At 67.4% G+C, this 22,711-nt stretch carries 20 protein-coding genes and 1 tRNA gene; 16 read left to right on the top strand and 5 right to left on the bottom strand.

Annotated elements, in window-relative coordinates; genetic code table 11:
- The first annotated feature begins 74 nt into the window (after positions 1–74).
- The 3 genes from E7773_RS05335 (at position 75) to E7773_RS05325 (ending at position 2,599) form a co-directional block, all read left to right on the top strand.
- On the top strand, positions 75–1,964 hold the full coding sequence (locus E7773_RS05335) for a potassium transporter Kup (RefSeq protein ID WP_293989366.1): 1,890 nt from the start codon (positions 75–77) through the stop codon (positions 1,962–1,964).
- Positions 1,961–2,467: a 2'-5' RNA ligase family protein gene (locus E7773_RS05330; protein WP_293989111.1), complete on the top strand. Its 507-nt coding sequence runs from the start codon at positions 1,961–1,963 to the stop codon at positions 2,465–2,467. The genes E7773_RS05335 and E7773_RS05330 overlap by 4 nt, the downstream gene beginning before the upstream one ends.
- Before the next feature lie 55 nt (positions 2,468–2,522).
- Positions 2,523–2,599, top strand: a tRNA-Met gene (locus E7773_RS05325).
- 122 nt (positions 2,600–2,721) lie between these two features.
- Here E7773_RS05325 and E7773_RS05320 read toward each other — a convergent pair.
- Positions 2,722–3,594 carry a CoA ester lyase gene (locus tag E7773_RS05320; RefSeq protein ID WP_293989108.1) on the bottom strand — a complete coding sequence of 291 codons (873 nt, stop codon included), beginning with the start codon at positions 3,592–3,594 and terminating at the stop codon, positions 2,722–2,724.
- A gap of 65 nt (positions 3,595–3,659) precedes the next feature.
- On the opposite strand from E7773_RS05320, the gene E7773_RS05315 reads away from it, so the two are divergent.
- Positions 3,660–4,856 carry an acetyl-CoA C-acyltransferase gene (locus tag E7773_RS05315; protein WP_293989105.1) on the top strand — a complete coding sequence of 399 codons (1,197 nt, stop codon included), beginning with the start codon at positions 3,660–3,662 and terminating at the stop codon, positions 4,854–4,856.
- Between the two features lie 531 nt (positions 4,857–5,387).
- On the opposite strand, the gene E7773_RS05310 is transcribed toward E7773_RS05315, so the two are convergent.
- Positions 5,388–6,446, bottom strand: a complete 1,059-nt coding sequence (locus E7773_RS05310) for an alpha/beta hydrolase (RefSeq protein WP_293989102.1) — start codon at positions 6,444–6,446, stop codon at positions 5,388–5,390.
- 88 nt (positions 6,447–6,534) lie between these two features.
- On the opposite strand from E7773_RS05310, the gene trxB reads away from it, so the two are divergent.
- Positions 6,535–7,503: a thioredoxin-disulfide reductase gene (gene trxB / locus E7773_RS05305; protein WP_293989100.1), complete on the top strand. Its 969-nt coding sequence runs from the start codon at positions 6,535–6,537 to the stop codon at positions 7,501–7,503.
- A gap of 35 nt (positions 7,504–7,538) precedes the next feature.
- Here the strand turns inward: trxB and E7773_RS05300 are convergent, their stop codons facing one another.
- From E7773_RS05300 to E7773_RS05290, 3 genes are read right to left on the bottom strand one after another with little or no spacing between them, the layout of a single operon-like run.
- A complete protein-coding gene (locus E7773_RS05300) occupies positions 7,539–8,303 on the bottom strand; it encodes a hydrolase 1, exosortase A system-associated (RefSeq protein ID WP_293989098.1) in 765 nt (254 codons plus the stop codon).
- Positions 8,291–8,983: a hypothetical protein gene (locus E7773_RS05295; RefSeq protein WP_293989096.1), complete on the bottom strand. Its 693-nt coding sequence runs from the start codon at positions 8,981–8,983 to the stop codon at positions 8,291–8,293. The genes E7773_RS05300 and E7773_RS05295 overlap by 13 nt, the downstream gene beginning before the upstream one ends.
- The gene (locus E7773_RS05290) at positions 8,980–9,252 is read right to left on the bottom strand and encodes a phosphopantetheine-binding protein (RefSeq protein WP_293989093.1); all 273 of its coding nucleotides are present in this window, start codon (positions 9,250–9,252) and stop codon (positions 8,980–8,982) included. Before E7773_RS05290 ends, E7773_RS05295 begins: the two co-directional genes overlap by 4 nt.
- An 80-nt stretch (positions 9,253–9,332) precedes the next feature.
- Here E7773_RS05290 and E7773_RS05285 point away from each other — a divergent pair, with 80 nt between their 5' ends.
- The 11 genes from E7773_RS05285 to xrtA all read left to right on the top strand — a co-directional run bounded on the left by E7773_RS05285 (position 9,333) and on the right by xrtA (position 22,565).
- Positions 9,333–10,820 (top strand): acyl-CoA ligase (AMP-forming), exosortase A system-associated, encoded by a 1,488-nt coding sequence (locus E7773_RS05285; protein WP_293989091.1) that lies wholly within the window; start codon positions 9,333–9,335, stop codon positions 10,818–10,820.
- A complete protein-coding gene (locus E7773_RS05280) occupies positions 10,817–11,992 on the top strand; it encodes a pyridoxal-dependent decarboxylase, exosortase A system-associated (protein ID WP_293989088.1) in 1,176 nt (391 codons plus the stop codon). The genes E7773_RS05285 and E7773_RS05280 overlap by 4 nt, the downstream gene beginning before the upstream one ends.
- 103 nt (positions 11,993–12,095) lie before the next feature.
- Positions 12,096–12,743, top strand: coding sequence for an XrtA/PEP-CTERM system exopolysaccharide export protein (locus E7773_RS05275; RefSeq protein WP_293989085.1), 648 nt, complete (start codon positions 12,096–12,098; stop codon positions 12,741–12,743).
- Positions 12,744–12,758: 15 nt separating this feature from the next.
- On the top strand, positions 12,759–14,270 hold the full coding sequence (locus tag E7773_RS05270) for an XrtA system polysaccharide chain length determinant (RefSeq protein WP_293989082.1): 1,512 nt from the start codon (positions 12,759–12,761) through the stop codon (positions 14,268–14,270).
- Positions 14,267–15,223 carry an AAA family ATPase gene (locus tag E7773_RS05265; protein WP_293989079.1) on the top strand — a complete coding sequence of 319 codons (957 nt, stop codon included), beginning with the start codon at positions 14,267–14,269 and terminating at the stop codon, positions 15,221–15,223. Before E7773_RS05270 ends, E7773_RS05265 begins: the two co-directional genes overlap by 4 nt.
- Positions 15,220–16,845, top strand: a complete 1,626-nt coding sequence (locus E7773_RS05260; protein WP_293989076.1) for a hypothetical protein — start codon at positions 15,220–15,222, stop codon at positions 16,843–16,845. Before E7773_RS05265 ends, E7773_RS05260 begins: the two co-directional genes overlap by 4 nt.
- 11 nt (positions 16,846–16,856) lie before the next feature.
- Positions 16,857–17,894, top strand: coding sequence for an AAA family ATPase (locus E7773_RS05255; protein ID WP_293989073.1), 1,038 nt, complete (start codon positions 16,857–16,859; stop codon positions 17,892–17,894).
- Between the two features lie 18 nt (positions 17,895–17,912).
- Positions 17,913–18,752 carry an XrtA system polysaccharide deacetylase gene (locus E7773_RS05250; protein WP_293989070.1) on the top strand — a complete coding sequence of 280 codons (840 nt, stop codon included), beginning with the start codon at positions 17,913–17,915 and terminating at the stop codon, positions 18,750–18,752.
- On the top strand, positions 18,749–19,822 hold the full coding sequence (locus tag E7773_RS05245) for a FemAB family XrtA/PEP-CTERM system-associated protein (RefSeq protein WP_293989067.1): 1,074 nt from the start codon (positions 18,749–18,751) through the stop codon (positions 19,820–19,822). The genes E7773_RS05250 and E7773_RS05245 overlap by 4 nt, the downstream gene beginning before the upstream one ends.
- Positions 19,822–21,018, top strand: coding sequence for a TIGR03087 family PEP-CTERM/XrtA system glycosyltransferase (locus tag E7773_RS05240; RefSeq protein WP_293989064.1), 1,197 nt, complete (start codon positions 19,822–19,824; stop codon positions 21,016–21,018). Before E7773_RS05245 ends, E7773_RS05240 begins: the two co-directional genes overlap by 1 nt.
- Positions 21,015–22,565 carry an exosortase A gene (xrtA, locus tag E7773_RS05235; protein ID WP_293989062.1) on the top strand — a complete coding sequence of 517 codons (1,551 nt, stop codon included), beginning with the start codon at positions 21,015–21,017 and terminating at the stop codon, positions 22,563–22,565. The genes E7773_RS05240 and xrtA overlap by 4 nt, the downstream gene beginning before the upstream one ends.
- Positions 22,566–22,711 lie beyond the last annotated feature (146 nt).

Here is a 22,711-nt window from a genome sequence, read left to right as displayed (position 1 = left end):
ATCATGACCTTTCGTGCGATCGCGTGAGCGAAGCGACTTCACCCGCCGGCACCGAACCCATCGGGCGCGAGGATATCGCGCCCGCGGCACACGCGCACGGCCACGGCAATGACGGGCTGATCAAGCTGGCGATCGGCGCGATCGGCATCGTGTTCGGCGACATCGGCACCAGCCCGCTCTACGCGTTCCGCGAAACGTTCAACGGTCACCACAAACTGAGCCTCGATCACCCCCACATCATGGGCGTCACCAGCCTGATGTTCTGGTCGATGATGATCGTCGTGACGGTCAAGTACGTCGCGATCATCATGCGGTTCGACAACAAGGGCGAGGGCGGCAGTCTCGCGCTGCTCGCACTGGTGTCGGGACGGACCAAGACCAAGCGCTGGACGACCGGGATCATCCTGCTCGGCGTGTTCGCGACGTCGCTGTTCTATGGCGACAGCATGATCACGCCGGCGGTGTCGGTACTGTCGGCGGTCGAGGGCCTCGCGGTGGCGCAGCCGGGACTCGGGCATCTCGTCCTGCCGATCGTCGCCGCGATCCTGATCTTCCTATTCGCGATCCAGAAGCAGGGCACGGCCAAGGTCGGCCTGTTTTTCGGACCGATCATGCTGCTCTATTTCGCGGTGATCGCGACGCTCGGCTTGCTCAGTGTCGTTCAGACGCCGGGCGTGCTCGCGGCCTTCTCGCCGCATTATGCGGTCGAATTCTTCCTGATCGATCCGCGCCGCGCGTTTCTCGCGCTCGGCTCGGTCGTGCTGGCGGTGACGGGCGCGGAGGCGCTGTACGCCGATATGGGGCATTTCGGGCGCAAGCCGATCGGCATTTCGTGGCTGTTCTTCGTGCTGCCGGCGCTGATCCTCAATTACATGGGGCAAGCGGCGTTGCTGACCCGCACCGGGCACTCGGCGCTCGAAAGCCCGTTCTACCTGCTCGCCCCCGAATATCTCCAGCTCCCGCTGGTCATCCTGGCGACCGCGGCGGCGGTGATCGCGTCGCAAGCGGTGATCTCGGGCGCGTTTTCAGTCACGCAGCAGGCGATCCAGCTCGGCTTCGTGCCGCGCCTCCGGATCGAGCACACCAGCGCATCGACCGCCGGGCAGATCTACATCCCGCTGATCAACTGGATGCTGCTGGTGATGGTGCTGTTGCTCGTTGCCTTCTTCCGCACCTCGTCCAACCTGACGAGCGCGTACGGGATCGCGGTGACGGGGGCGATGGCGATCGATACCTGCCTGCTCGGGGTCGCGCTGTACCGCGTGTGGAATTGGCCGAAATGGGCGATCGCGCCGCTGCTCGGGCTCTTCTTCCTGGTCGATGGCGCGTACCTGAGCGCGAACCTGACCAAGATTCCCGACGGCGGCTGGTTCCCGCTCTTGGTCGGGCTGATCGTGTTCACCGTGCTGACGACCTGGGCGAAGGGGCGTCAGCTGATGATGGCGCGGCTGCGCGAGGCGGCGATGCCGATCAAGGTGTTCATCCAGTCCGCCGCGACGTCGGCGAGCCGCGTGCCCGGCACCGCGGTGTTCATGACCTCGTCGCCCGACGGCGTGCCGCACGCGCTGCTCCACAACCTCAAGCACAACAAGGTGCTGCACGAACGCATCATCCTGCTGACCGTTAAGATCGCCGATGTGCCGTATCACCCGGTCGGCGAGCGCATCTATCTTGATCATCTCGGCCACGGCTTCCACCGCGTGGTTATCAAATACGGTTTCATGGAGGAAGCCGACGTGCCCGCCGCGCTCGCCCTGGTCACCGGGTGCGGCGACAAGTTCAAGATGATGGACACCAGCTTCTTCCTCGCGCGCCAGACTCTGCTGCCCTCGGCCAAGCCGGGAATGGCGCTGTGGCGCGAAAAGCTGTTCGCGTGGATGCTGCGGAACGCCGAAAGCGCGATGGAATTCTTCCGCCTGCCGACCAACCGCGTGGTCGAGCTGGGGAGCCAGGTCGAGATTTGACCGGTCCGGCGCCGATCGTGGTGACCGCATTGTTCGGCCGCGAGGATCAGGTGTGGTTCGACCGGCAGCGCGACGCGTATTTCCCGCCCGAGCGCAATGTCCTGTCGGCGCATCTGACGATGTTCCATCACTTGCCGCCGTCCTTGGCCAACGAGGTGCGCGAGCAACTCGCGGCGGCGGCGCGCGAGGGGCGGCCGGCGGCGCGGATCGCGGGATTGGTGTCGCTTGGGCGTGGCGTCGCCTATCGGATCGAAAGCGACGGCCTGGCGGAAATCCGCGCGGCGCTGGTCGATCGCTGGGCGCCGCTGCTGACCCCGCAGGACGCGAGCGTGTGGCGACCGCACGTCACGATCCAGAACAAGGTCGAGCCCGCCGCCGCCAAGGCGTTGCTTGCCGGATTGCAGGCCGATTTTCGCCCGCGTGCCGTCGAAATCGCGGGCTATGCCGCCTGGTGGTATCGCGGCGGGCCGTGGGAGCCGCTGTCGCGCCACATGTGCGCTTGACCGCCTCGGGGGTGCTACCTATAGCCCGCCGCTCGCGGCAACGCGGGCCTTTCGGGGCGGAGTAGCTCAGCTGGTTAGAGCACGGGAATCATAATCCTGGGGTCGGGGGTTCAAGTCCCTCCTCCGCTACCACTTTTGGTCGGCGTCCAACTCTTTCTCGCTATTGCGAGCGTAGCGAAGCAATCCATCATCAGCGCGCCAGTCTGGATTGCCGCGTCGCTGTGCTCCTCGCAATGGCGATGGGCTTGGGCAGCTTACCGCTTCATCGCCAGCACTGCGCGCGCGCGCTTCAGGTGGGGCATGTCGAGCATCGCGCCGTTCAGGCCGACCGTGCCCGCGCCGGGATTGGCGTCGAATGCAGCGACGATTGCTTCGGCGTGGGCGATTTCTTCGGCACTGGGCGAGAAGGCGGCGTTGATCACCGGCACCTGGTCGGGATGGATCGCGAGCATCCCGCGGAAGCCCGCGCGGCGCGCGGTGCGGGCGACCTTGTCCAACCCTTCCGTGTCGCGGAAATCGCCATGGATCGTCTCGATCGCGGTCACTCCGGCCGCCGCCGCGCCGGTCAGTGTCAGCGCGCGGAACATCTGGTAGGGAAAGTCGTACGCCCCGGTCTCGTCGCGGTTGCCCGTCGCGCCGAGCGCGGTCGCGCTGTCCTCGGCGCCCCAGCTCAGTGCCACGAGACGCGGGCAACCGGCGTAGTTGCCGAGGTCGAAGATGCCAGCGGCGGTCTCCGTCGCGAGCACCAGCACGGCGATCTCGCCCACCGGCAGGCCGGCGGCTGTCTCCAGCGCGGTCAGATAATTGTCGAGCCGGTCGGCATCGGCGCGCGTCGCCTTTGGCAGCATGACGCCATCGGGGCGCGAGGCGACGATCGCCGCGAGGTCCGGGAGCGCATGCGGCGTGTCGAGCGGGTTGATGCGGACCCAATGCGGCTGGCGGCGGTGCGTCGCCTTGAGGTGCTCGGCCACCGCGATGCGCGCGTCGGGCTTGGCACTTTCCGCGACGGCATCCTCTAGATCAACGATCACCAGGTCGGCAGCGCTCAGCCCGGCCTTCTCGAGCTTTCGCGGCGAATCGCCCGGCGCGAACAGGAGCGAGCGGGCGGCGAGGGGTGCGATCGTCATGCCCGCATTCTGGCGGAGGTGGCGCTCACGCGCTAGTGTCCTCGCGATACCAGCAGGAGAGCGCCATGCGCGAAGCCGTCATCGTGTCCACCGCCCGCACCGGCATCGGCAAGGCCGGGCGCGGCTATTTCAACGCGACCGAGGCGCCGGTGCTGGGCGCGCACGTGATGAACGCCGCGGTCGAGCGGGCGGGGATCGACCCGGCGCGGATCGACGACGTGTTTTACGGCGCGGGCAACGAATGGGGGACGCAGGGGTACAACGTCGCGCGCAACACGATCTTCGCGGCGGGGCTGCCGACCAGCGTGCCGGCGTTCACGCTCGACCGGAAGTGCGGTTCGGGCCTGACCGCGATCGCGCTCGCGGCGCGCGGGATCATGTGCGACGAGCTCGACGTCGCGCTGGCGGGCGGGATGGAATCGATCACGCTGACGATGAAACAGGCGCCCAAGCCGTACCAGAACGCCTCGGTCATCGCGGCCAAGCCCTATGCCTACATGCCGATGATAGAGACGGCGGAGGTAGTGGCGGAGCGCTACGGCATAAGCCGCGCGGCGCAGGACGAATTCGCCGCGATGAGCCAGCAGCGCGCTTTCGACGGGCTGCAGAAGGGCGCGTTCGCCGAGGAAATCGCGCCGATCACGGTCGAGAAGGCGAACTTCGACAAGGAAGGCAACCAGACCGGCACCGAACAGGTCACCGTCACGCAGGACGAGGGCATTCGCGGCGGGACGACGGCGGAAATTCTTTCGGGCCTGCGCACCGTGTTCAAGGACGGCATGGTCATCAAGGAAGGCAGGAACATCACCGCGGGCAATGCCAGCCAGCTGTCGGACGGTGCGGCGGCGCAGATCCTGATGGAGCGCAAGACGGCGGACGCCGAGGGCAAGGACATTCTCGGCATCTATCGCGGCTTCCAGGTCGCCGGGTGCGAGCCCGACGAAATGGGGATCGGCCCGGTCTTCGCGATCCCCAAACTGCTCAAGCGCGCCGGGCTTAGCGTCGCGGACATCGGCCTGTGGGAAATCAACGAGGCATTCGCGTCGCAATGCCTCTATTGCCGCGACACGCTGGGGATCGATCCCGAGAAGCTCAACGTCAATGGCGGCGCGATCGCGGTAGGGCATCCGTTCGGGATGACCGGCAGCCGCCTGGTAGGCCACGCGCTGATCGAGGGCCGCAAGCGCGGGGTGCGCCACGTCGTCGTGTCGATGTGCACCGCGGGCGGGATGGGCGCTGCGGGGTTGTTCGAGATACCCTGATCGCCGGCTAACTTCACACTAGCTTCACACTAGCACGTTGCCACCAGCGCGAGCGGCGGGGCTCCGCGATCCCGACGGCCGAATGTTCCCAAAGTTCGCACTGGCTATGGGATGGTATACTGGCCCGCCGTCGCCCTTGCGGCGTTTACAAAAAACGACAGATCGTCGCCGACTCACGATGTCAAAGAGCAAACCGCGAGCGTGTCAGGCGAAATCCTACATTTCAAGGCTTGGCTGCAAGTGAGTGGGAAGCTGGCGGTCAGACCCGCCATCACGCGCGCTTAAAAGAAGCGCTGCCAGAAACCGAACCGCTCACAATGAGCTGATGGGTCGGTTTTGTGATGCACGACACCCCTACCATTTAGGGTCGCACAGCCTTGGCCAAATTGAGCAGCGACCGCGATCAGCGTGAGTAGCACGACGGCAAAGATTAGTAGGGCGACCAACCGCTTTGTCGCCATATCGATGCTTATCGCCGATCAAACCGACGTCCGCAATTGGGTCGTAGCTGCCGGTACTTCGATCCTCACGTTACATCATGCCGATCTGGTTCAGCCACCGCTCGACCAGCTCTGGCCACTCGCCTACCGGTTGGCCCCTCTTTCGCAGTCCGAAGGCGTGACCCCCCTTCGCGAACAAATGAACCTCCGTCGATACACCCGCTTTATCGAGCGCGCTGGCGTACATCAGGCTGTTGCAGATCGGGTCGGTCGGGTCGTCCCATGCCTGCGCGATGAAGGTCGGCGGAGCGGTCTTGATGACCGGCAGCTTGGGATCGAACGTCTTGCCGTCATCGCGGCAGATATGGCCGGGATAGAGCGCGACGGCGAAGTCGGGGCGGCTGCTGATGCTGTCGATTGCGTCGACCGGCTTGTACGTGGGCGTCAGGATGTTGCTGGTCTGCGCGACGAGATAGCCGCCTGCCGAGAAGCCCATCACGCCGATCCTGTTCGGGTCGATGCCGAGTTCCTTCGCCTTGGACCGCACCAGCCGGATCGTGCGCTGTGCATCCTGCAATGCGCGCGGGATTTTGGGCGTGATCTGGCGCCTGAGCGCTGCATTCCAATAATCGTTGCCGCCCGGCGCGCGATATTTGGACACGATGCAGGTGATGCCTCTTGCGACCAGCCAGTCGCAGATTTCAGTCCCCTCCAGCGTGACGAACACCTTCTGGAAGCCGCCGCCGGGGAAGACAATCACGGCAGTGCCGGTGTTGCGGCCCTTGGGCGGCATGACCGTCATCGTCGGGATGGCGATGTCGTTGACGGCATAGGATTTGCCGCCGAATTCGGGCGGCTCCTGGTAGGTATCGACGCTTTCGGGCGGCTGCGGGTTGAGCGTCCCGTCGGGCGGGCTGCCCGGCCAGATCGGCTGCTGCGTCAGCCCCGCCGCGGGTTGCCAAACGCCGGTGGTGCGGACCGGCGGCTCGTTCTTGGCGGGCGGGAATTGCTTGTCCGCTTGCGGTGCAGGGGAAGCGCCGCACGCTATGCTCGTCAGCGCTAGCGCGCCGAGCAGCGGTAACCGAAAGCGCAGCACGATCGTCTCCTCGTTGGGAAGGCGGATCGTGTTGCGGCGCTTGGGGTCAGGCAAGCAATTCTACGCGCCGCCATCACCTTGTTGTGGATAACCGCGCACCCACGTTTGCACCGACCGGGCCTTCGCCCGTAGGACTTCACGCATGACCACGCACACCACTCGCATGCTTATCCTCGGCTCCGGCCCCGCCGGCCTCAGCGCCGCAATCTACGGCGCGCGCGCGGGCCTCTCGCCGATCGTCGTGCAGGGCATCCAGCCCGGCGGCCAGCTGACCACCACCACCGATGTCGAGAATTATCCGGGCTTCCGCGAGGTCATCCAGGGCCCGTGGCTGATGCAGGAGATGCAGGCGCAGGCCGAGCATGTCGGCACGCGGATGATGTGGGACACGATCGTCGAGGTCGACTTGACCAAGCGTCCTTTCCGCCTCGTCGGCGACGGCGGCGATGTCTACGAGGGCGAGGTGCTGGTGATCGCGACGGGCGCGCAGGCCAAGTGGCTCGGGCTCGACAGCGAGGAAGCGTTGAAGGGGAAGGGCGTCAGCGCCTGTGCGACGTGCGACGGCTTCTTCTATCGCGGCAAGAAGGTCGCGGTGATCGGTGGCGGCAACACCGCGGTCGAGGAGGCGCTGTACCTCACCAACCATTCGCCCGACGTGACGCTGATCCATCGGCGCGACAGCTTGCGCGCCGAGAAGATCCTCCAGGAAAGGCTCCACGCCAACGACAAGATCAAGGTGATCTGGAACAAGGAAGTCGAAAGCTTCGTCGACGGCGGCGGGACGGCGGGGCTCGTCGCGCTCGAGCTGCGCGACACGGTGACCGGGGAACTGTCGCGGGTCGATGTCGAGGGCGGGTTCGTCGCGATCGGGCATCATCCCGCGACCGAACTGTTTCGCGGGCATCTGAAGCTCGATGCCGACCATTATATCGAGGTCGAGACCGGGTCGACGCGCACCAGCGTCCCCGGCGTGTTCGCGTGCGGCGACGTGATGGACAAGGTCTATCGCCAGGCGGTGACCGCCGCAGGGACGGGCTGCATGGCGGCGCTGGATGCCGAGAAGTTCCTGGCCGAGGCCGATTTCGAAAAGGTCGCCGAGGCGGCGGAATAACGTCTTTCTCCCCTCCCGGCCTTCCGGGAGGGGAATTAGCTCAGCGCTTCCCTCAACTGCGCTGCCAGCCACGCAGCGTCGCCGGGCCGCGCGAAGCTGTGGCTGTCGGTCGAGCATTCGCGCTTGTCGCCGCCATACGGCCACGCGCCGGCGAAGCGGATCGCGGTGTTATCGCGGTTCGCCAGCAGGAAACGATGCGGTGTGCCCTCCAGCGCTGCTGCCATCCGCTCGACGATCGGATTGCCGGTGTCAGACAGCGCGGTAGAAGCCTTGCGCAAGCCTTTGAACACCTTGCCGATATTGATGCTACCGGTCGCGAGCCGTAGCCATTGCTTCGGGTCTTTCACCCGGTCGGCATAATGCGAGCGGATCGCTTCGGCTGGCGGCAGCCCGTCATGCTCTTCACCGACCCAAGGGTTGGCGAGCACCAGCGACTCGATCCCGGCGTCGCGATGAAACAGCGCGAGCGCGGTCGCGGCGTCGCAATTGCCGAACCCGACGATGCGCTTCACCTGCGGCGCGAGCGTACGGAACGATTGCACGGCGGCGGCGATGTCCGGCCCGCTTTCGGCATAGCCGTGGTTGTGTCCGTCCGAATCGCCGATCCCGCGCCGGTCGAAGCGGAACACGGGTACGCCGCCCCCGGCCAGCTCTGCCGCGAGCAGCGCCATGCCGCGATGCGCGCCGCAGCGGATTTCGTTGCCGCCGGACACGATCAGCAGACCGGTGCTGCGCGGCGCGTCGTCGAGCGTTCCGGCGAGCGTGTCGCCCTCGCACGGGAAGGAAATCAGCTCGCGCATTTCGCGATCCAGTCGGCGATGTCGTCGGCCAGCAGCGCGGCGAGCGCCGGGTCGTCGCCCGGTTCGCTGCGCCGCCACAACGGCGTGCCCTCTACCTTGCGGTCGGCAACCGCAGGGTCGGTGTCGAGCCGCACGACGCGCACCTTGCCGTCGCGCACGCAATCGGCGGCGTTGATGTCGCGCAACAGCGGCCTACCGATGCGGTTGCCGGCGATCGTCACCGGGCCGCCTTCGTCGCTCCAGGCGTCGAGTTCGATCTTGATGGGCTCGCCCCTGGCCTGCGCGGTGCGGAACAGCTCGCGGATCAATGCCTCGCCCTTGGCGGGCGCCAGCTGCCAGCGGCTGACGACTTGGGCGTCGTGATCGATAAGCGCCCCGCCGCGCATCGTCACGCTGTGGACCGGGCACCCGATTGATGCGACCGCCGCCGCGAACGCTGCGCGCCAGCCGGCGAGCATGGCGTGCTCGGTCGCGACCGGGCTTTCGTTCTGCCCAGGCAGGTCGGGCAGCGCGCCGCCGATCCCGCGCACGGCGAGGTGCCGTAGCAATCTGACCGCGAAGGTGCGCGTGCGATTGGCTTCCTCGAACAGCGGCAGCGCGAGTAGCACGGCCGGCCCCGCCGCGGGGCCGAAGCGCGTCATCGCCTCGCGCCCGCCCGCCCAATTGTAGAAGCCGCTCAACCCTTCACCTTGTGCTCGGCGAAGCGGCGCAACGCGCCGAACGTTTCAAGCATTTCGCCGTCGACTTCGTCGTCCTCGATCAGGATGCCGAGCCGGTCTTCGAGCTCGGTCAGCACGCCCGCCACCGCCATCGAATCGAGCTCGGGCAGGCTGCCGAACAGCGGCGTCGCATCGTCGAACGCCGCGACGCGCTTGTCGCTGAGCGCGAGCACATCCTTCAGGACGGTACGGACGACAGTGTCGACGGAAGGGGCATGGCGCGTGGTCATCGTGTCCCGCGCGTTACCTGTGCCGGTCCGCGTTGGGAAGTATGTTGGGGAAGCCGCGCGGGACGGCTATCAGGGCGGCCATGATCCCGCTCGATCCCGTGCCGCGCCCGATCGATCACCTGACGTTGTGTGGGGCGCCGGGCAATGTGGCGCTGGTGACGCGCGAGGGCGCGCTCGATTATGCCGGGCTGGAGGCAGCGGTCGGCGCGCTGGCCGCGTGGCTGGCGGGGCAACGGCTAGCACCGGGCGATCGCGTCGCGACATGGCTGCCCAAGACGCGGATCGCCTGCCTGATGCCGCTCGCGGCGGCGCGCGCGGGATTGGTGCATGTGCCGATCAATCCGTTGCTCAAGCAGTTGCAGGTCCAGCATATTCTGGCGGACAGCGGTGCGGCGTTGTTGCTGACGCAGGCCGCGCGAGCGGAAACGCTGGATGACGTCGCTTGCCGCGTCGTGACCGACGAGCCACCGCTCGACGGGCCGGGTTTGCCGCCGTCCGAAGCCGATCCGAATGCGCTCGTGGCGTTGCTCTACACCTCCGGATCGACCGGGCGGCCCAAGGGCGTGATGCTCAGCCACGCGAACCTGTGGCTCGGCGCGATCAGCGTGGCGCATTATCTCAAGCTCACGCCCTCCGACCGCGTGCTCGGCGTGCTGCCGCTCAGCTTCGACTACGGGCAGAACCAGCTGTTTTCGACCTGGGCCGCCGGGGCGAGCGTCGTGCCGTTCGACTATCTCCTGCCGCGCGACGTGTATCTCGCGATCGAGCGCGAGCGGATCACGACGCTGGCCGGCGTGCCGCCCCTGTGGGTGCAACTACTTGACATCGATCTACAGGAAATATCGCTAAATAGCTTGAAGAGGGTGACAAATTCTGGCGGTGCGCTGACGCGGCAGATGATAGCCGGTTTACGCGATCGTTTCCCGCAAGCCGATCTCTATCCGATGTACGGACTGACCGAAGCATTCCGCTCGACCTGTCTCGACGCGGCGCTGGTCGCCGATCACCCCGACTCGATCGGCCGCGCGGTGCCGTTCGCGGAGGTGATGGTCGTCCGCCCCGATGGCGGCCGCGCTGGACCGGGCGAGGCGGGCGAGCTGGTCCACGCCGGCCCGCTGGTCGCGCAGGGCTATTGGCGCGACGACGATCGCACGGCGGTGCGCTTCCGGCCGGCGCCGGATTGGGCGAAATCGGGTGGAATGGCGGTGTGGTCAGGCGATACCGTGGTCGCGGACGCCGACGGGCTGCTCCGCTTCGTCGGGCGCGACGACGAGATGATAAAGTCGGCGGGCAACCGGATCAGCCCGACCGAGATCGAGGAGGCGGTCACCGCTGGCGGCGAGACGAGCGAGGCGGTGGCGCTCGGCGTACCCGACGACAAGCTCGGCCAGGCGATTCTGGTCGTCGCGAAGGGGGACGGATCGGCCGAGGGAGCTTTGCGCGAACGCTTGCGCCGCGAGCTACCGAACTTCATGCAGCCTGCACGCTATGATTGGCGCGCGGAATTGCCGCGTAACGCCAACGGAAAGTTCGACCGCGCGCGGCTGAAGGGGGAAGTGACGTCATGAAGCCGATGGGCGCAATCCCGCGCGATTTCGACGATCTGGCGCTGGCCATTCCCGACGCGACGCCCGCGTTCGTCTATCACACCAGCATCGTCGCCGACCGCATCGCCCGGTTCCGCGCAGCATTTCCTGGGATCGATCTCCACTATGCCGTGAAGGCCAATCCGTTCGGCGCACTGCTCGAGGCGCTGGCGCCGCTGGTCGACGGGTTCGACGCCGCGTCGATCGGCGAAGCGGGGCGGGTGTCGATGTACGGCAAGCCGGTCAGCTTTGCCGGGCCGGGCAAGACCAACGGCGAGCTGGCGATGGCAATCGGCAGCGGGATCACGATCAACCTCGAAAGCGAAGGCGAAGCCGATCGTGCGCTCGCCTTCGCCGGGCAGATTGGGGAGACGCCGCGGCTTGCGGTGCGCGTGAACCCCGAGTTCGAGCTGCGCGGATCGGGAATGCGGATGGGCGGGCGCGCGTCGCCGTTCGGGGTCGATGCCGACCGCGTGCCGGCCTTGGTCAAGCGGCTGATAGTGGCGGGGGCGGACTGGCAGGGGTTCCACGTGTTTGCCGGGTCGCAGGCGCTCGATGCGCAGGCGATCATCGACAGCCAAGCGCACACGATCGACCTCGTCGCGCGGCTGTCCGACGAGGCGGGCGCCGCGCCGCCGCTCGTCAACCTGGGCGGCGGGTTCGGCATTCCCTATTTCCCGGGTGAAGCGCCGGTCGATGTCGAGGCGATCGGCGCGGCACTCGTGCCGCGTTTGGCATCATTTCCCGACACGCGCTTCGCGATCGAGCTCGGGCGCTGGCTGGTCGGCGAGGCCGGCGTGTATTTCACGCGCGTCGTCGACAGGAAAGTAAGCCGCGGCGAGACCTTCTTGGTGTGCGACGGCGGGCTCAACCATCAGTTGGCAGCGACCGGCAACCTCGGCACTGTTGTGCGTCGCAACTATCCACTCGCCGTCGTCACCGCCGCGTCCGGCGCCCCGGCTGAGACGGTGACCGTCGTCGGTCCACTCTGCACCCCGCTCGACCGCCTCGCCGACCAGGTCGAGCTGCCCGTCGCCCAACCGGGTGACGTCATTGCGGTGTTCATGGCCGGCGCCTACGGCCTGACCGCGTCGCCGTGGGAGTTCCTCGGGCACGCGCGCCCCGCCGAACTGCTGGTCGGTGCGATCGCGTAATCCTAACGCTATCTTTACCTGCCCGGCCGCATAGCCGGCCCCGAAAGTCTCATGCGCCGGAATGACGTCACCGGCATCTGAAGCGTGAGCACGGAGGCCGGTTATGCGTTTCTTGCATGTTTCCAGGGCGTTGGCCCTCGTCGGCGTCAGCGCGAGCGCGCTGACGGGGTGCCTTGGCGGTGGCGGCGACCGTGGCTCGCTGCCGTCCGCGCCGTTCGTCGCGGCGAAGGAGCAGCCGGGCGAGGAATATGTCATCGGCCCGCTCGACCAGCTCAGCATCTTCGTGTGGCGCAATCCCGAGCTCTCGGCGAAGGTCCAGGTGCGTCCCGACGGCCGCATCACCACGCCGCTGGTCAGCGACATGCCCGCGGTCGGCAAGACCCCCGCGATGCTCGCCGACGACATGAAGATCGCGCTGTCGACCTACATCAAGGACCCGATCGTCTCGGTCATCGTCGAATCGGCGCAGAGCACGTTCAGCCAGCAGATCCGCATCGTCGGCGCGACCGAAAAGCCAGCGTCGCTGCCGTATCGCGCCAACATGACTTTGCTCGACGCGATGATCGCGGTCGGCGGGCTCAACCAGTACGCGGCGGGCAACCGCGCGCGGCTGATCCGCTACAACCGCGATACCGGCAAGCAGCAGGAATTCAACATCCGGATCGGCAAGCTGCTGAAGAACGGCGACCCGTCGGCCAACGTCCGGCTGGAGCCGGGCGACGTCATCATCATCCCCGAATCGATGTTCTAAGGGAGGCCGGGACCAGTGAACGGCCTGTACGACGAACTTCGCGTCGCAATGCACTCGATCTGGCAACGCCGCTGGCTCGCGCTGGCGGTGGCGTGGGGGATTGCGATCCTCGGCTGGCTGGTCGTCAGCCAGCTGCCCAACCGCTACGAAGCCAAGGCGCGCGTGTTCGTCCAGATGGGGCAAGTGCTGTCGGCGAAGGTCGGCATCAACGCGCAGGAACAGCAGAACGATGTCGATACGATCCGCCAGACGCTGACCAGCGCGGTCAATCTGGAAAAGGTCGTGCGCGGCACCGACCTCGCCAACACGGTGTCGAGCCCGCAGGACATCGCCGACCGCGTCGCGGGGCTGCAGACCAACATCCAGATCGTCGCGCAGCAGAACAATTTGTTCCAGATCACGGCGTCGGCCTCGAGCCCCAAGCTCGCCAAGCAGATCGTCGACAAGCTGATCTCGATCTTCGTCGACCAGAATCTGTCGGACGACCGCAACGACACGCAGACGACGTTGCGCTTCCTCGACAGCCAGGTCGAGCAGATGCAGAACCGGCTGGCCGACGCCGATGCGAAGCGCACTGCGTTCCAGACGCAATATCTCGGCGCGCTGCCCGGGAGCGGCACGTTGCAGGACCGAATGTCGCAGGCGCGCACGCAGATGGCGCAGATCGACGGCGACCTGGCCGGCGCGCAGACCAGCCTCGCGGCGATCAACGGCCAGATGGCGGGGACGCAGCAGACCGTCGCGGGCGCGAACGGTGTCGCCGGTGGCCCGGCGCGCGCGCGGCTGGCGGCGATCGAAGGCCAGCTCGCCGATGCGCGGGCGCGGGGCTATACCGAAAGCCATCCCGACGTCGTCGCGCTCAAGAGCCAGCTCGCCTCGGCGCGCGCCGCGGCGGCGAGCGAGCCGATCGGCGCGGGCGGGGGCGGCACGCCTAACCCGGTCTATCTGTCGCTCAAGTCGATGCAGGCCGACAAGCAGGCGGCGGTCGCGGCGCTTAGCGCGCGGAAAAGCCAGCTGCAGGGCGACATGAACGCGATCATGGCGAAGCTGAACGGCGACCCCGCGGTCGCCAGCGAGCAGAGCCAGATCGAGCGCGATTATCAGGTGCTCAAGGACCAATACGATAAGGTGCTGAGCGACCGCGAGGAATTGCGCGTCCGCGCGGAGGCGCAGGCGCAGACCGATGCGATCAAGTTCCGCACGATCGACCCGCCGGCGGCACCGCGCGCGCCGGCCGCGCCCAACCGTCCGTTGCTGCTGTTCGGCGTGCTGATCCTGGCGATCGGCGGCGGCCTCGCCGCGGCGTTCGGCGTGGCGCAGTTGAAGCCGACCTTCGCGACCGCGGGGCGTCTCGAAAAGGCGACCGGGCTGCCCGTGATCGGATCGATTAGCGAGCGCGTGTCGCGCGCCGATGCGGCCTTGCGCCGCCGCAAGCTCGTGCTGTTCGCGGGGGCGGCCGGAGGGCTGGCGGTCGCGTTCGTCGGGCTGCTGGGCGTCGAAATGCTGATGCGGGGGCTCGCGGCATGAACAAGCCGATCATCAACAAACAGGGTTCGCTGCTCGAACGCGCGGCAGAAGCGTACGATTTCTCGGCGCATTTCCGCAGCGCGCCGATCCCGCTCGACGATTTGCCGCCCGCGCCGGTGGCCAGGCCGATCAGCGCGCCGGCGGCAGCCGCTCCGGTCGCGCCGTCGCCGGTCGCGTTCGCGCCCGTGCCGCGCAGCGCGCCGCCGGTCCCGAGCCGCCACGCCGAGATCGACCGCGCGCTGCTGGCCGACAACGGCCTGCTCGTGCCCGGCGCCCCGGTCGGCGTGCTCGCCGAGGAATTCCGGCTCGCCAAGCGCGAGTTGCTGCTGACCGCACGCCGCCTCGCCGCAAGCGATCCGGCCAAGGCGCGCACGATGCTCGTCTGTTCGCCCAAGCCGGGCGACGGCAAAACCTATTGCGCGGTCAATCTCGCGATCTCGATGGCGGCGGAGCGCGACCTGCGCGTACTGCTGGTCGATGCCGATTTCGCCAAGCCGGGCGTGATGAACCGCCTCGGCGTGTCCGACGGTCCCGGCCTGATGGACGCGCTAGGCGATCCGGCGATCGACGTGGAGCCGTGCATCGTCGGTACCGACATCCCCAATCTCAGCCTGTTGCCCGCGGGCGCCGGGTCGACCTCCGACACCGAGTTGATCGCGAGCGGGCGCACGCCCGAACTGATCGCGCAGTTGCTCGCCGCCGATCCCGAACGTGTCGTGATCTTCGATTCGCCGCCCGCGCTGGCCGCATCCCCGGCGTCGGTGCTGGCGCTGCACGTCGGGCAAGTGATGCTCGTGGTGCGTGCCGACCGCACGCCCGAAAGCGACATCCGCGACGCGGTGCACCGGCTCGACGGGTGCGAGCACATCCAGCTTTTGTTGAACAGCGTTTCGTTCGCCCCGGGGGGGGCACGCTTCGGCAGCTATTACGGCCAGGAGGACGAGGGCCAATGATCGGCAGGATTTCAGGCGGGGTCGCGCTCGCGATGCTGCTGGCGGCGACGCCGGCGGTCGCGCAGGACCGCGATGCAGGGGCGGCGAAGAGCCAGCGGCGGGTGAGCATCACTCCGTATATCGAGCTCGACCAGGTGCTGACCTGGGATTCGCAGTCGGACGACGTGCTGACCTACACCTCGGCCGCGGCCGGGGTCGATGCGTCGGTCGAGACGCAGCGCGTGTCGGTCAATATCAGCGCGCGCTACGAGCATCAGTTCGCCTACGACAAAAGGTCGAGCGATGCCGATGTCGTGACAGGCCTCGCCAACGCGCAGGTGCGCGTCGCGCGCGGGCTGTCGATCGACGCGGGCGGGATCGCGACTCGCTCGCGGACCGATATCCGCGGCGCGGCGCCGATCTTCTTCGGCAACAACGACCGCAACGTCAGCAACGTCTATTCGGCCTATATCGGCCCGACGCTGTCGACTGGGCGCGGCCCGATCGGGATCAACGCGTCGTACCTGTTCGGCTACACCAAGGTGACTCAGCCGAATTCGACCGGGGTCGCCCCGGGCAGCCCGTCGCTCGATTATTTCGACGATTCGACGACTCAGCTCGCGACCGCGTCGGTCGGGTTCAAGTCGGGCACGGTGGCCCCGTTCGGCGCGACGCTGAGCGTGGGGTGGACGCGCGAGGACCAGGGGCAGCTCGACGGCCGTTTCGACGGGCTCTACGCGCGCGGCGATGTCGTTCAGCCGTTGAGCGGCACCTTCGCGGTCGAAGGCGGCGTCGGGTACGAGAAGATCAAGTCCAGCTCGCGCGACCCGCTGGTCGACGCGGGCGGCAATCCGGTGCTCGACCGCCACGGCCGCTTCGTCACCGATCCCAACTCGCCGCGGCGGATCGCCTACAATACCGACGGCATCTATTGGGACGCCGGCGTGCTGTGGCGTCCCAGCCCGCGCACCACGTTGGAGGCGCGGGTCGGTCGGCGCTACGATTCGTGGACCTATACCGGATCGCTCAGCTACGCGCCGCGCGCCGGGGTCGGGCTCCAGGTCGGCGTGTATGACGATGTCGAGACGTTCGGCACCCAGTTGCAGCGCGGTATCCGCGGCCTGCCCAAGGAATTCACCGCGACGCGCGACCTGCTGATGCAGCAGTTCAGCGGCTGCACGTTTGGTACTACGGGCGGCGGCGCCACGGGCGGGTGCCTCAATTCGGTGTTCCAGTCGGTGTCCAACGCGACGTATCGCGCGCGTGGAGTCGACGGCGTGATCAGCCTGACGCGCGGCAGCACGTCGATGGGCTTCGGCGCCGGCTATGCCACGCGCAAATTCTACGCGCCGCAAAGCCCGGGCGTCGTGATCAACGGCGTCAGCGACGACAGCTATTACGCGCAATTCTTCTATTCGCGGGCGATCGGCGCGCGGACGTCGTTCAGCGGCGACCTGTTCGCCAATTATTACGACAGCGGGTTGGCGCCCGGCATCCTGAGCCTGGGAGGGACAGGGTCACTCTCGCGCAGCTTCGGACGGCTCGGCACGACCGCGTCGGTCGGGGTCTATACGTTCAGCCAGGACGGCCAGAACGACCAGACGCAGGCGCAGGCGACGCTCGGCGCGCGGTATCAGTTCTGAGGATGGTGACGATGCATCAAGACCATTACGGATTGAGCGAACGCCCGTTCGCGCTGACGCCCGATCCGAAATTCTGGTTCGATACCGCCACGCACCGCAAGGCGATGGCCTATCTCGGCTATGGCCTGAGTCAGGGCGAGGGGTTCATCGTCATCACCGGCGATGTCGGCGCCGGCAAGACGACGCTCGTCGGGCACCTGATGGCGACGATCGACCGCGAACGGCTGCACGTGATCAAGCTGGTGTCGACCCAGATCGATGCCGACGACTTGTTGCGGATGGTCGCGGACGGGCTGGGTGTCGACAGCGCCGGCCTCGCCAAGGCGCAGCTGCTGACGGCGATCGAGCGCGGGTTGCACGCGATGGCGCGCACCGGGCGGCGCACCTTGCTGATCGTCGACGAGGCGCAGGCGCTGCACACCGGCGCGCTCGAGGAATTGCGCATGTTGTCCAACTTCCAGGCGGGCGGACACGCGCTGTTGCAGATCGTGTTGCTCGGCCAGCCCGAGTTCCGCGCGGCGCTCAACGGCTCCGACCGGCTCGAACAGCTTCGCCAGCGCGTGATCGCGGTGCATCACCTCGACCCGATGGGACCCGAGGAAGTCGAGCCGTACATGGCGCACCGCCTGTCGCTCGCCGGCTGGCAGGGCCGCCCCGATTTCACGCAGGAAGCGCTCGCCGCGCTGTATCGCGGGTCGGACGGCGTGCCGCGCCGGCTCAACCAGTTGGCAGCGCGCGTGCTGCTGCATGGCGCGATCGAGAAGATCGACGTGATCGACGGCCGCACCGTCGATCTGGTCGCGGCGGACATCGCGGGCGACATGCCGGTGGTTCACTTGCCGTTGCCGTCGCCGTCGGCCCAGCCCGTTGCCGAGCCGCTGCCGATGTCGCGCCCCGCCAACGACGCCGTCACGGTGTCGCCCGACCGCTTCGCCGCGATCGAGGCGCGGCTGGAGGAACAGGATGCCGCGTTGCGCCGCGTGCTGGCGTTGCTGGTCGATTGGGTAGAGGGTAACGAGGCGGCCGCGCGCGGCGGCCGCGCGGCCTGACGCCCCGAGGAGGACACCGTGCTGAACGGCCTGTCGGTCGACGTCGAGGAATGGTTCCAGGTCGGCGCGTTCGAACGCGTGATCGCGAAGAGCGATTGGGACGGCCTGGGCAGCCGCGTCGAATATAACACCGGCAAGGTGCTCGACCTGTTCGGCGAGAGCGGAGTGAAGGCGACGTTCTTCACGCTCGGCTGGGTGGCGGAACGCTATCCTGCGCTAATCCGCCGCATCGCCGACGAGGGGCATGAGGTGGCGAGCCATGGCTGGGACCATGATCGCGTGTTCACCTTCACTGTCGATGCCTTTCGCGCGGATTTGAAGCGCGCGCGCGTCGCGCTGGAGAATGCGTCGGGGCAGAAGGTAACCGGCTATCGCGCGCCGAGCTTCTCGATCGATCGGCGCACGCCGTGGGCGCATCAGGTATTGGCCGAAGAGGGCTATCGTTACTCATCGAGTGTCGCGCCGCTCGCGCACGACCATTATGGCTGGGCCGACGCGCCGAAGCACGCCTATCGGCCCGTCGCGGGGTCGGATTTGATCGAATTGCCGATCACGCTCGGCAGCGTGGCGGGGAAACCGATCACGACGGGCGGCGGGTTCTTTCGGCTGTTCCCTGCGTCGATCACCGATGCCGCAATCGCGCGCGCGAACGGCGAAGCGCGCCCGGCGGTGTTCTATTTCCATCCGTGGGAGGTCGATCCCGACCAGCCGCGCGTCGCGCGCGCACCGCTCAAGTCGCGGCTGCGGCATTACAGCCGGCTCGGCGCGATGGCGGGCAAATTGCGCGGGCTGGTGTCGCGGCACGATTGGGGCCGGGTCGATGCGGTCGTCGCGGCCGAAGCAAAGCGGCTGTCATGAACGCGCCCATCTCCACCCTGGTCGCGATCGTCCCGGCGGACCTGACCGATCCCGCGACGCGGGCGCGGATCGACGACTATGTGCGGGCGCATCCCGATGCGACGCCGTTCCACCTGGCCGGCTGGAACGTCGCGGTCGCGCGCGCCTGCGGCCAGACCGCGCATTGCCTGATCGCCGAGCAGGCCGACGGCGAGATCGCGGGCGTGCTGCCGCTCACCGAAATCCGCTCGCCCTTGTTCGGCAAGGCGCTGGTGTCGATCGGGTTCGCGGTCGATGGCGGCATCCTGACGCGGCGCGACGCGGTGGCCGAAGCGCTGGCGGCGTCGGCTTGGGTGCTGGCGGAAAAGCTCGGCTGCCCCAGCCTCGAACTGCGCGGCGGCCCGGCGCCGGGGCAGGGGTGGATCGTCGACGAAACGACCTATCTCGGCTTCTCGCGCGATCTGGCGAAGGACGACGAGGCCGAACTGCTCGCGATCCCGCGCAAGCAGCGCGCCGAGGTGCGAAAGTCGCTCGACGGCGATCTGCAGGTCGCCATCGGCAACTGGCCGAACGACCTCGCGATGCACTACACGGTGTTTTCGGAAAGCGTCCGCAACCTCGGCACGCCGGTGTTCCCGGCGAAGCTGTTTCGCGAGGTGGCGAAGGAACTCGGCGACCGTGCCGATGTGGTCACCATCAGCCACAAGGGCACGCCGCACGCATCGGTGTTCAGCCTTTATCTCAACGGCACCGTCTATCCGTTCTGGGGCGGCGGCACGCGCGAGGCGCGGGCGCTCAAGGCCAACGACCGGCTCTATTACGAACTGATGCGGCATGCGCGCGCCAACAAAGGCTGCACGCGGTACGATTTCGGGCGATCGAAGGCTGGCACCGGGGTCGCCGCGTTCAAGAAGAATTGGGGGTTCGAGGGCGTGCCGCTGCGCTATGCGAAACGCGTCGCGGCGGGCGAACGCCCACGCGAAATGAACCCGATGAGCCCCAAATACCGGCTGCAGGTCGCGGTGTGGAAGAAACTGCCGCTATGGCTCGCCAACACGATGGGGCCGGTGATCGCCAAAGGCCTGGGCTGATGGGCGACTTGCTATTCCTTGCGCATCGATCGCCGTTCCCGCCCGACCGCGGGGACAAGATCCGAGCGTATAACGTACTCAAATATCTGGCGGCGAAGAAGCGCGTGCATTTGCTCGCCTTCGCCGACGACCGGCGCGATCTGGACGATACCGGGCTGGCGCCGCTCACCGCAAGCCGCAAGGTGCTGTGGCGCGGCAAGTCGCGCGTTGCGGCGACGCTGGAGGCGCTGGCGCAGGGCAAGCCGGCCTCGCTGACCGCGTTCGACAGCGCGGCGATGCGCGATGCGGTCGCCGACGTGCTGGCGCGCGAAGCGATCGACACGATCTACGTCTTCTCTGGCCAGATGGCGCAGTACGTCCCGGCGGATTTCGGTGGGCGCGTGATCATGGATTTCTGCGACATGGATTCGCTGAAGTTCGCCGATTACGCGAAGGACGCGCACGGCCCGATGCGTTGGCTGATGACGCGCGAGGCGGACAAGCTGGAAGCGTTCGAGCGGGCGACCGCGCGCCGCGTCGATGCGAGCCTGTTTGTCAGTGCGGCGGAGGCTGATCTGTTTCGGCAGAAGACGGGCGCGGCGAACGTGATGGTGGTCGAGAACGGGATCGACACCGATTTATTCGATCCTGCCGCGCGGTTCGACGCGGTGGGCGGGGGTGGGCCGCTCATCGTCTTCACTGGCCAGATGGATTACCGGCCAAATGTCGATGCGATGACGTGGTTCGCGCGTGACATCCTGCCGACTATCCGCGCGACGCACCCCGCCGCGCGGTTCGCTGTCGTCGGGCGCAATCCGACTGTGGAGGTCCGCGCGTTGGCGAGCGATGCGGTCATCGTCACCGGCGAAGTCCCCGATGTACGCGGCTGGCTTGCGGCGGCGGCGTGCGTCGTCGCGCCGCTCAAGATCGCGCGCGGGATCCAGAACAAGGTGCTCGAAGCGATGGCGATGGCGCGGCCCGTCGTCGTGAGCGGGCCAGCGGCAGAGGGCATCGATCACGAGGACGCTATCCGCGTTGGCCGGGGAGCGAACGGAATCGCGCAGGCGGTGAACGGTCTGCTCGAGGACCAAGATCAGGCGGAAGCCTTGGGGCGGCGTGCGCGCGAGCAGGTGCGCAAGCGCTATGGCTGGGCCGCTCGGCTCGCGCCGCTTGACGCGTTTATTAGTGCCGAGCGATCCGTGAGGGATGCGGCATGACCAGTATCGCCCAACGCGTTCCGAAGAGTTTCGTGGTCGCGCCCGCCTGGCGCCGGCCGCTGCTCGCGCTCGGCATCGTCGCGGCGGCGCTGTTGCTGATGTTTCGCCGCGACGTCGGCGATCTGGCGACGCTCTACTGGACCAACACGACCTTCGGGCATTGCCTGTTCATCGCGCCGGTGATCGCCTGGCTGGTATGGATCCGACGCGGGGAACTCGCGCAGCTGACGCCGCAGTCGTGGGCGCCGGGGCTGGCGCTCGTCGCGGCGGGCGGATTCGGCTGGCTGCTCGGCGATGCGGCGGGGGTGTCGTTCGCGCGGCATCTCGGGTTGGTGATGATGCTGCAGGGCGCGGCGGTGACGACGCTCGGTCCAAATGTCGCGCGCGGGCTGCTCTTCCCGCTTGCCTATGCGCTGTTCCTTGTGCCGTTCGGCGATTTCCTCGAGCCGCCGCTCCAGACGATCACGGTGTGGATCACGATGCATTTGCTGCACCTCGTCGGCGTGGCCGCGACGGTGAACGGCGTGCTGATCACCGCGGGCGACAAATATTTCGAGGTGGCGGAAGCATGCTCGGGCTCTAAGTTTGTGATCGCGATGGTGGCGTATGGCGTGCTCGTCGCCAACCTCTGCTATCGCACCTGGCCGCGGCGCATGGTCTTCATGGCGATGGCGATCGTCGTGCCGGTGCTGGCGAACGGCGTGCGCGCGTTCGGGACGATCTACGCCGCGGTGCTGACCAGCGTCGAGCAAGCGACGGGGTACGACCATATCGTGTTCGGCTGGGTGTTCTTCGGGCTGGTGATGGCGGCGGTGCTGGCGATCGGGTGGAAGTGGTTCGACCGCGCGCCCGATGCGCCGGCATTCGATCCGGCAAAGTTGCAGGGGCCAATCCGCTGGCGGCTCGATCTCGCTGTCGCGGGCGCGCTGGTGCTGGCGACCGCTGCGGTGTTCCCGGCGTGGAGCGCGGCGATCGCCGGCCGGTCGCAACCGCTCCCCGCGCATATCGACTTGCCCGAAGTCGCGGGTTGGACTCGCGGCCCGGTCAGCACCCGCGCGCCGTGGACGCCGACCTATCCCGGCGCCGACCACCAATTGTTCGGCCGCTATGTCGACGCCGACGGCAACGCGGTCGATCTCGCTATCGCGGTCTATGGCAGCCAGCGCCAGGGCAAGGAGATTGTCGGGTTCGGAATCGGCATCATGCAGCAGGACGACCGCTGGGTGTTCGTCAAGAAACTCGACGACCTCGACGGCGGCGAAGTGATCGACATGACCGCGGCGGGACCGGTGGAGCGTTACGTCGCAACATGGTACCGCGTCGGCGACGTGACGACCAGCAGCGGGAAGATCGTGAAGCTCCAGACGCTCAAGGCCAAATTGTTCGGTGGTCCGCAACGCGCGGTGGCGATCCATCTGTCGGCCGAAGTACTGCCGGGGCATGATGCGCGCGCGGCGATGGCGAGGTTCCTCGCGGCGCTCGGCCCGCTCGATGGGCTGGCGGATCGCAGCGCGGGGATGGCGAACTCAGGGTCCAAACTCAATTAGGATGGGGATCGTGATCGCCCGGAGAAGCCCGCTGGCAAGGAACGCAGCGCAGTCGCGTAGCCAAAGCTACGCGCAAGCAAGTGACGATGCGCAGGTAAACCGTCCCCCGGACGGTTTAGCCGTGTCCGGGGGACACGGCGACCTGC

Origin of the sequence: Sphingomonas sp. (assembly GCF_004799495.1) — a bacterium.
GTDB lineage: Bacteria > Pseudomonadota > Alphaproteobacteria > Sphingomonadales > Sphingomonadaceae > Sphingomonas.
The sequence above is the reverse complement of the archived record's forward strand: the minus strand, read 5'-3'. Positions and strand labels throughout refer to the sequence as shown.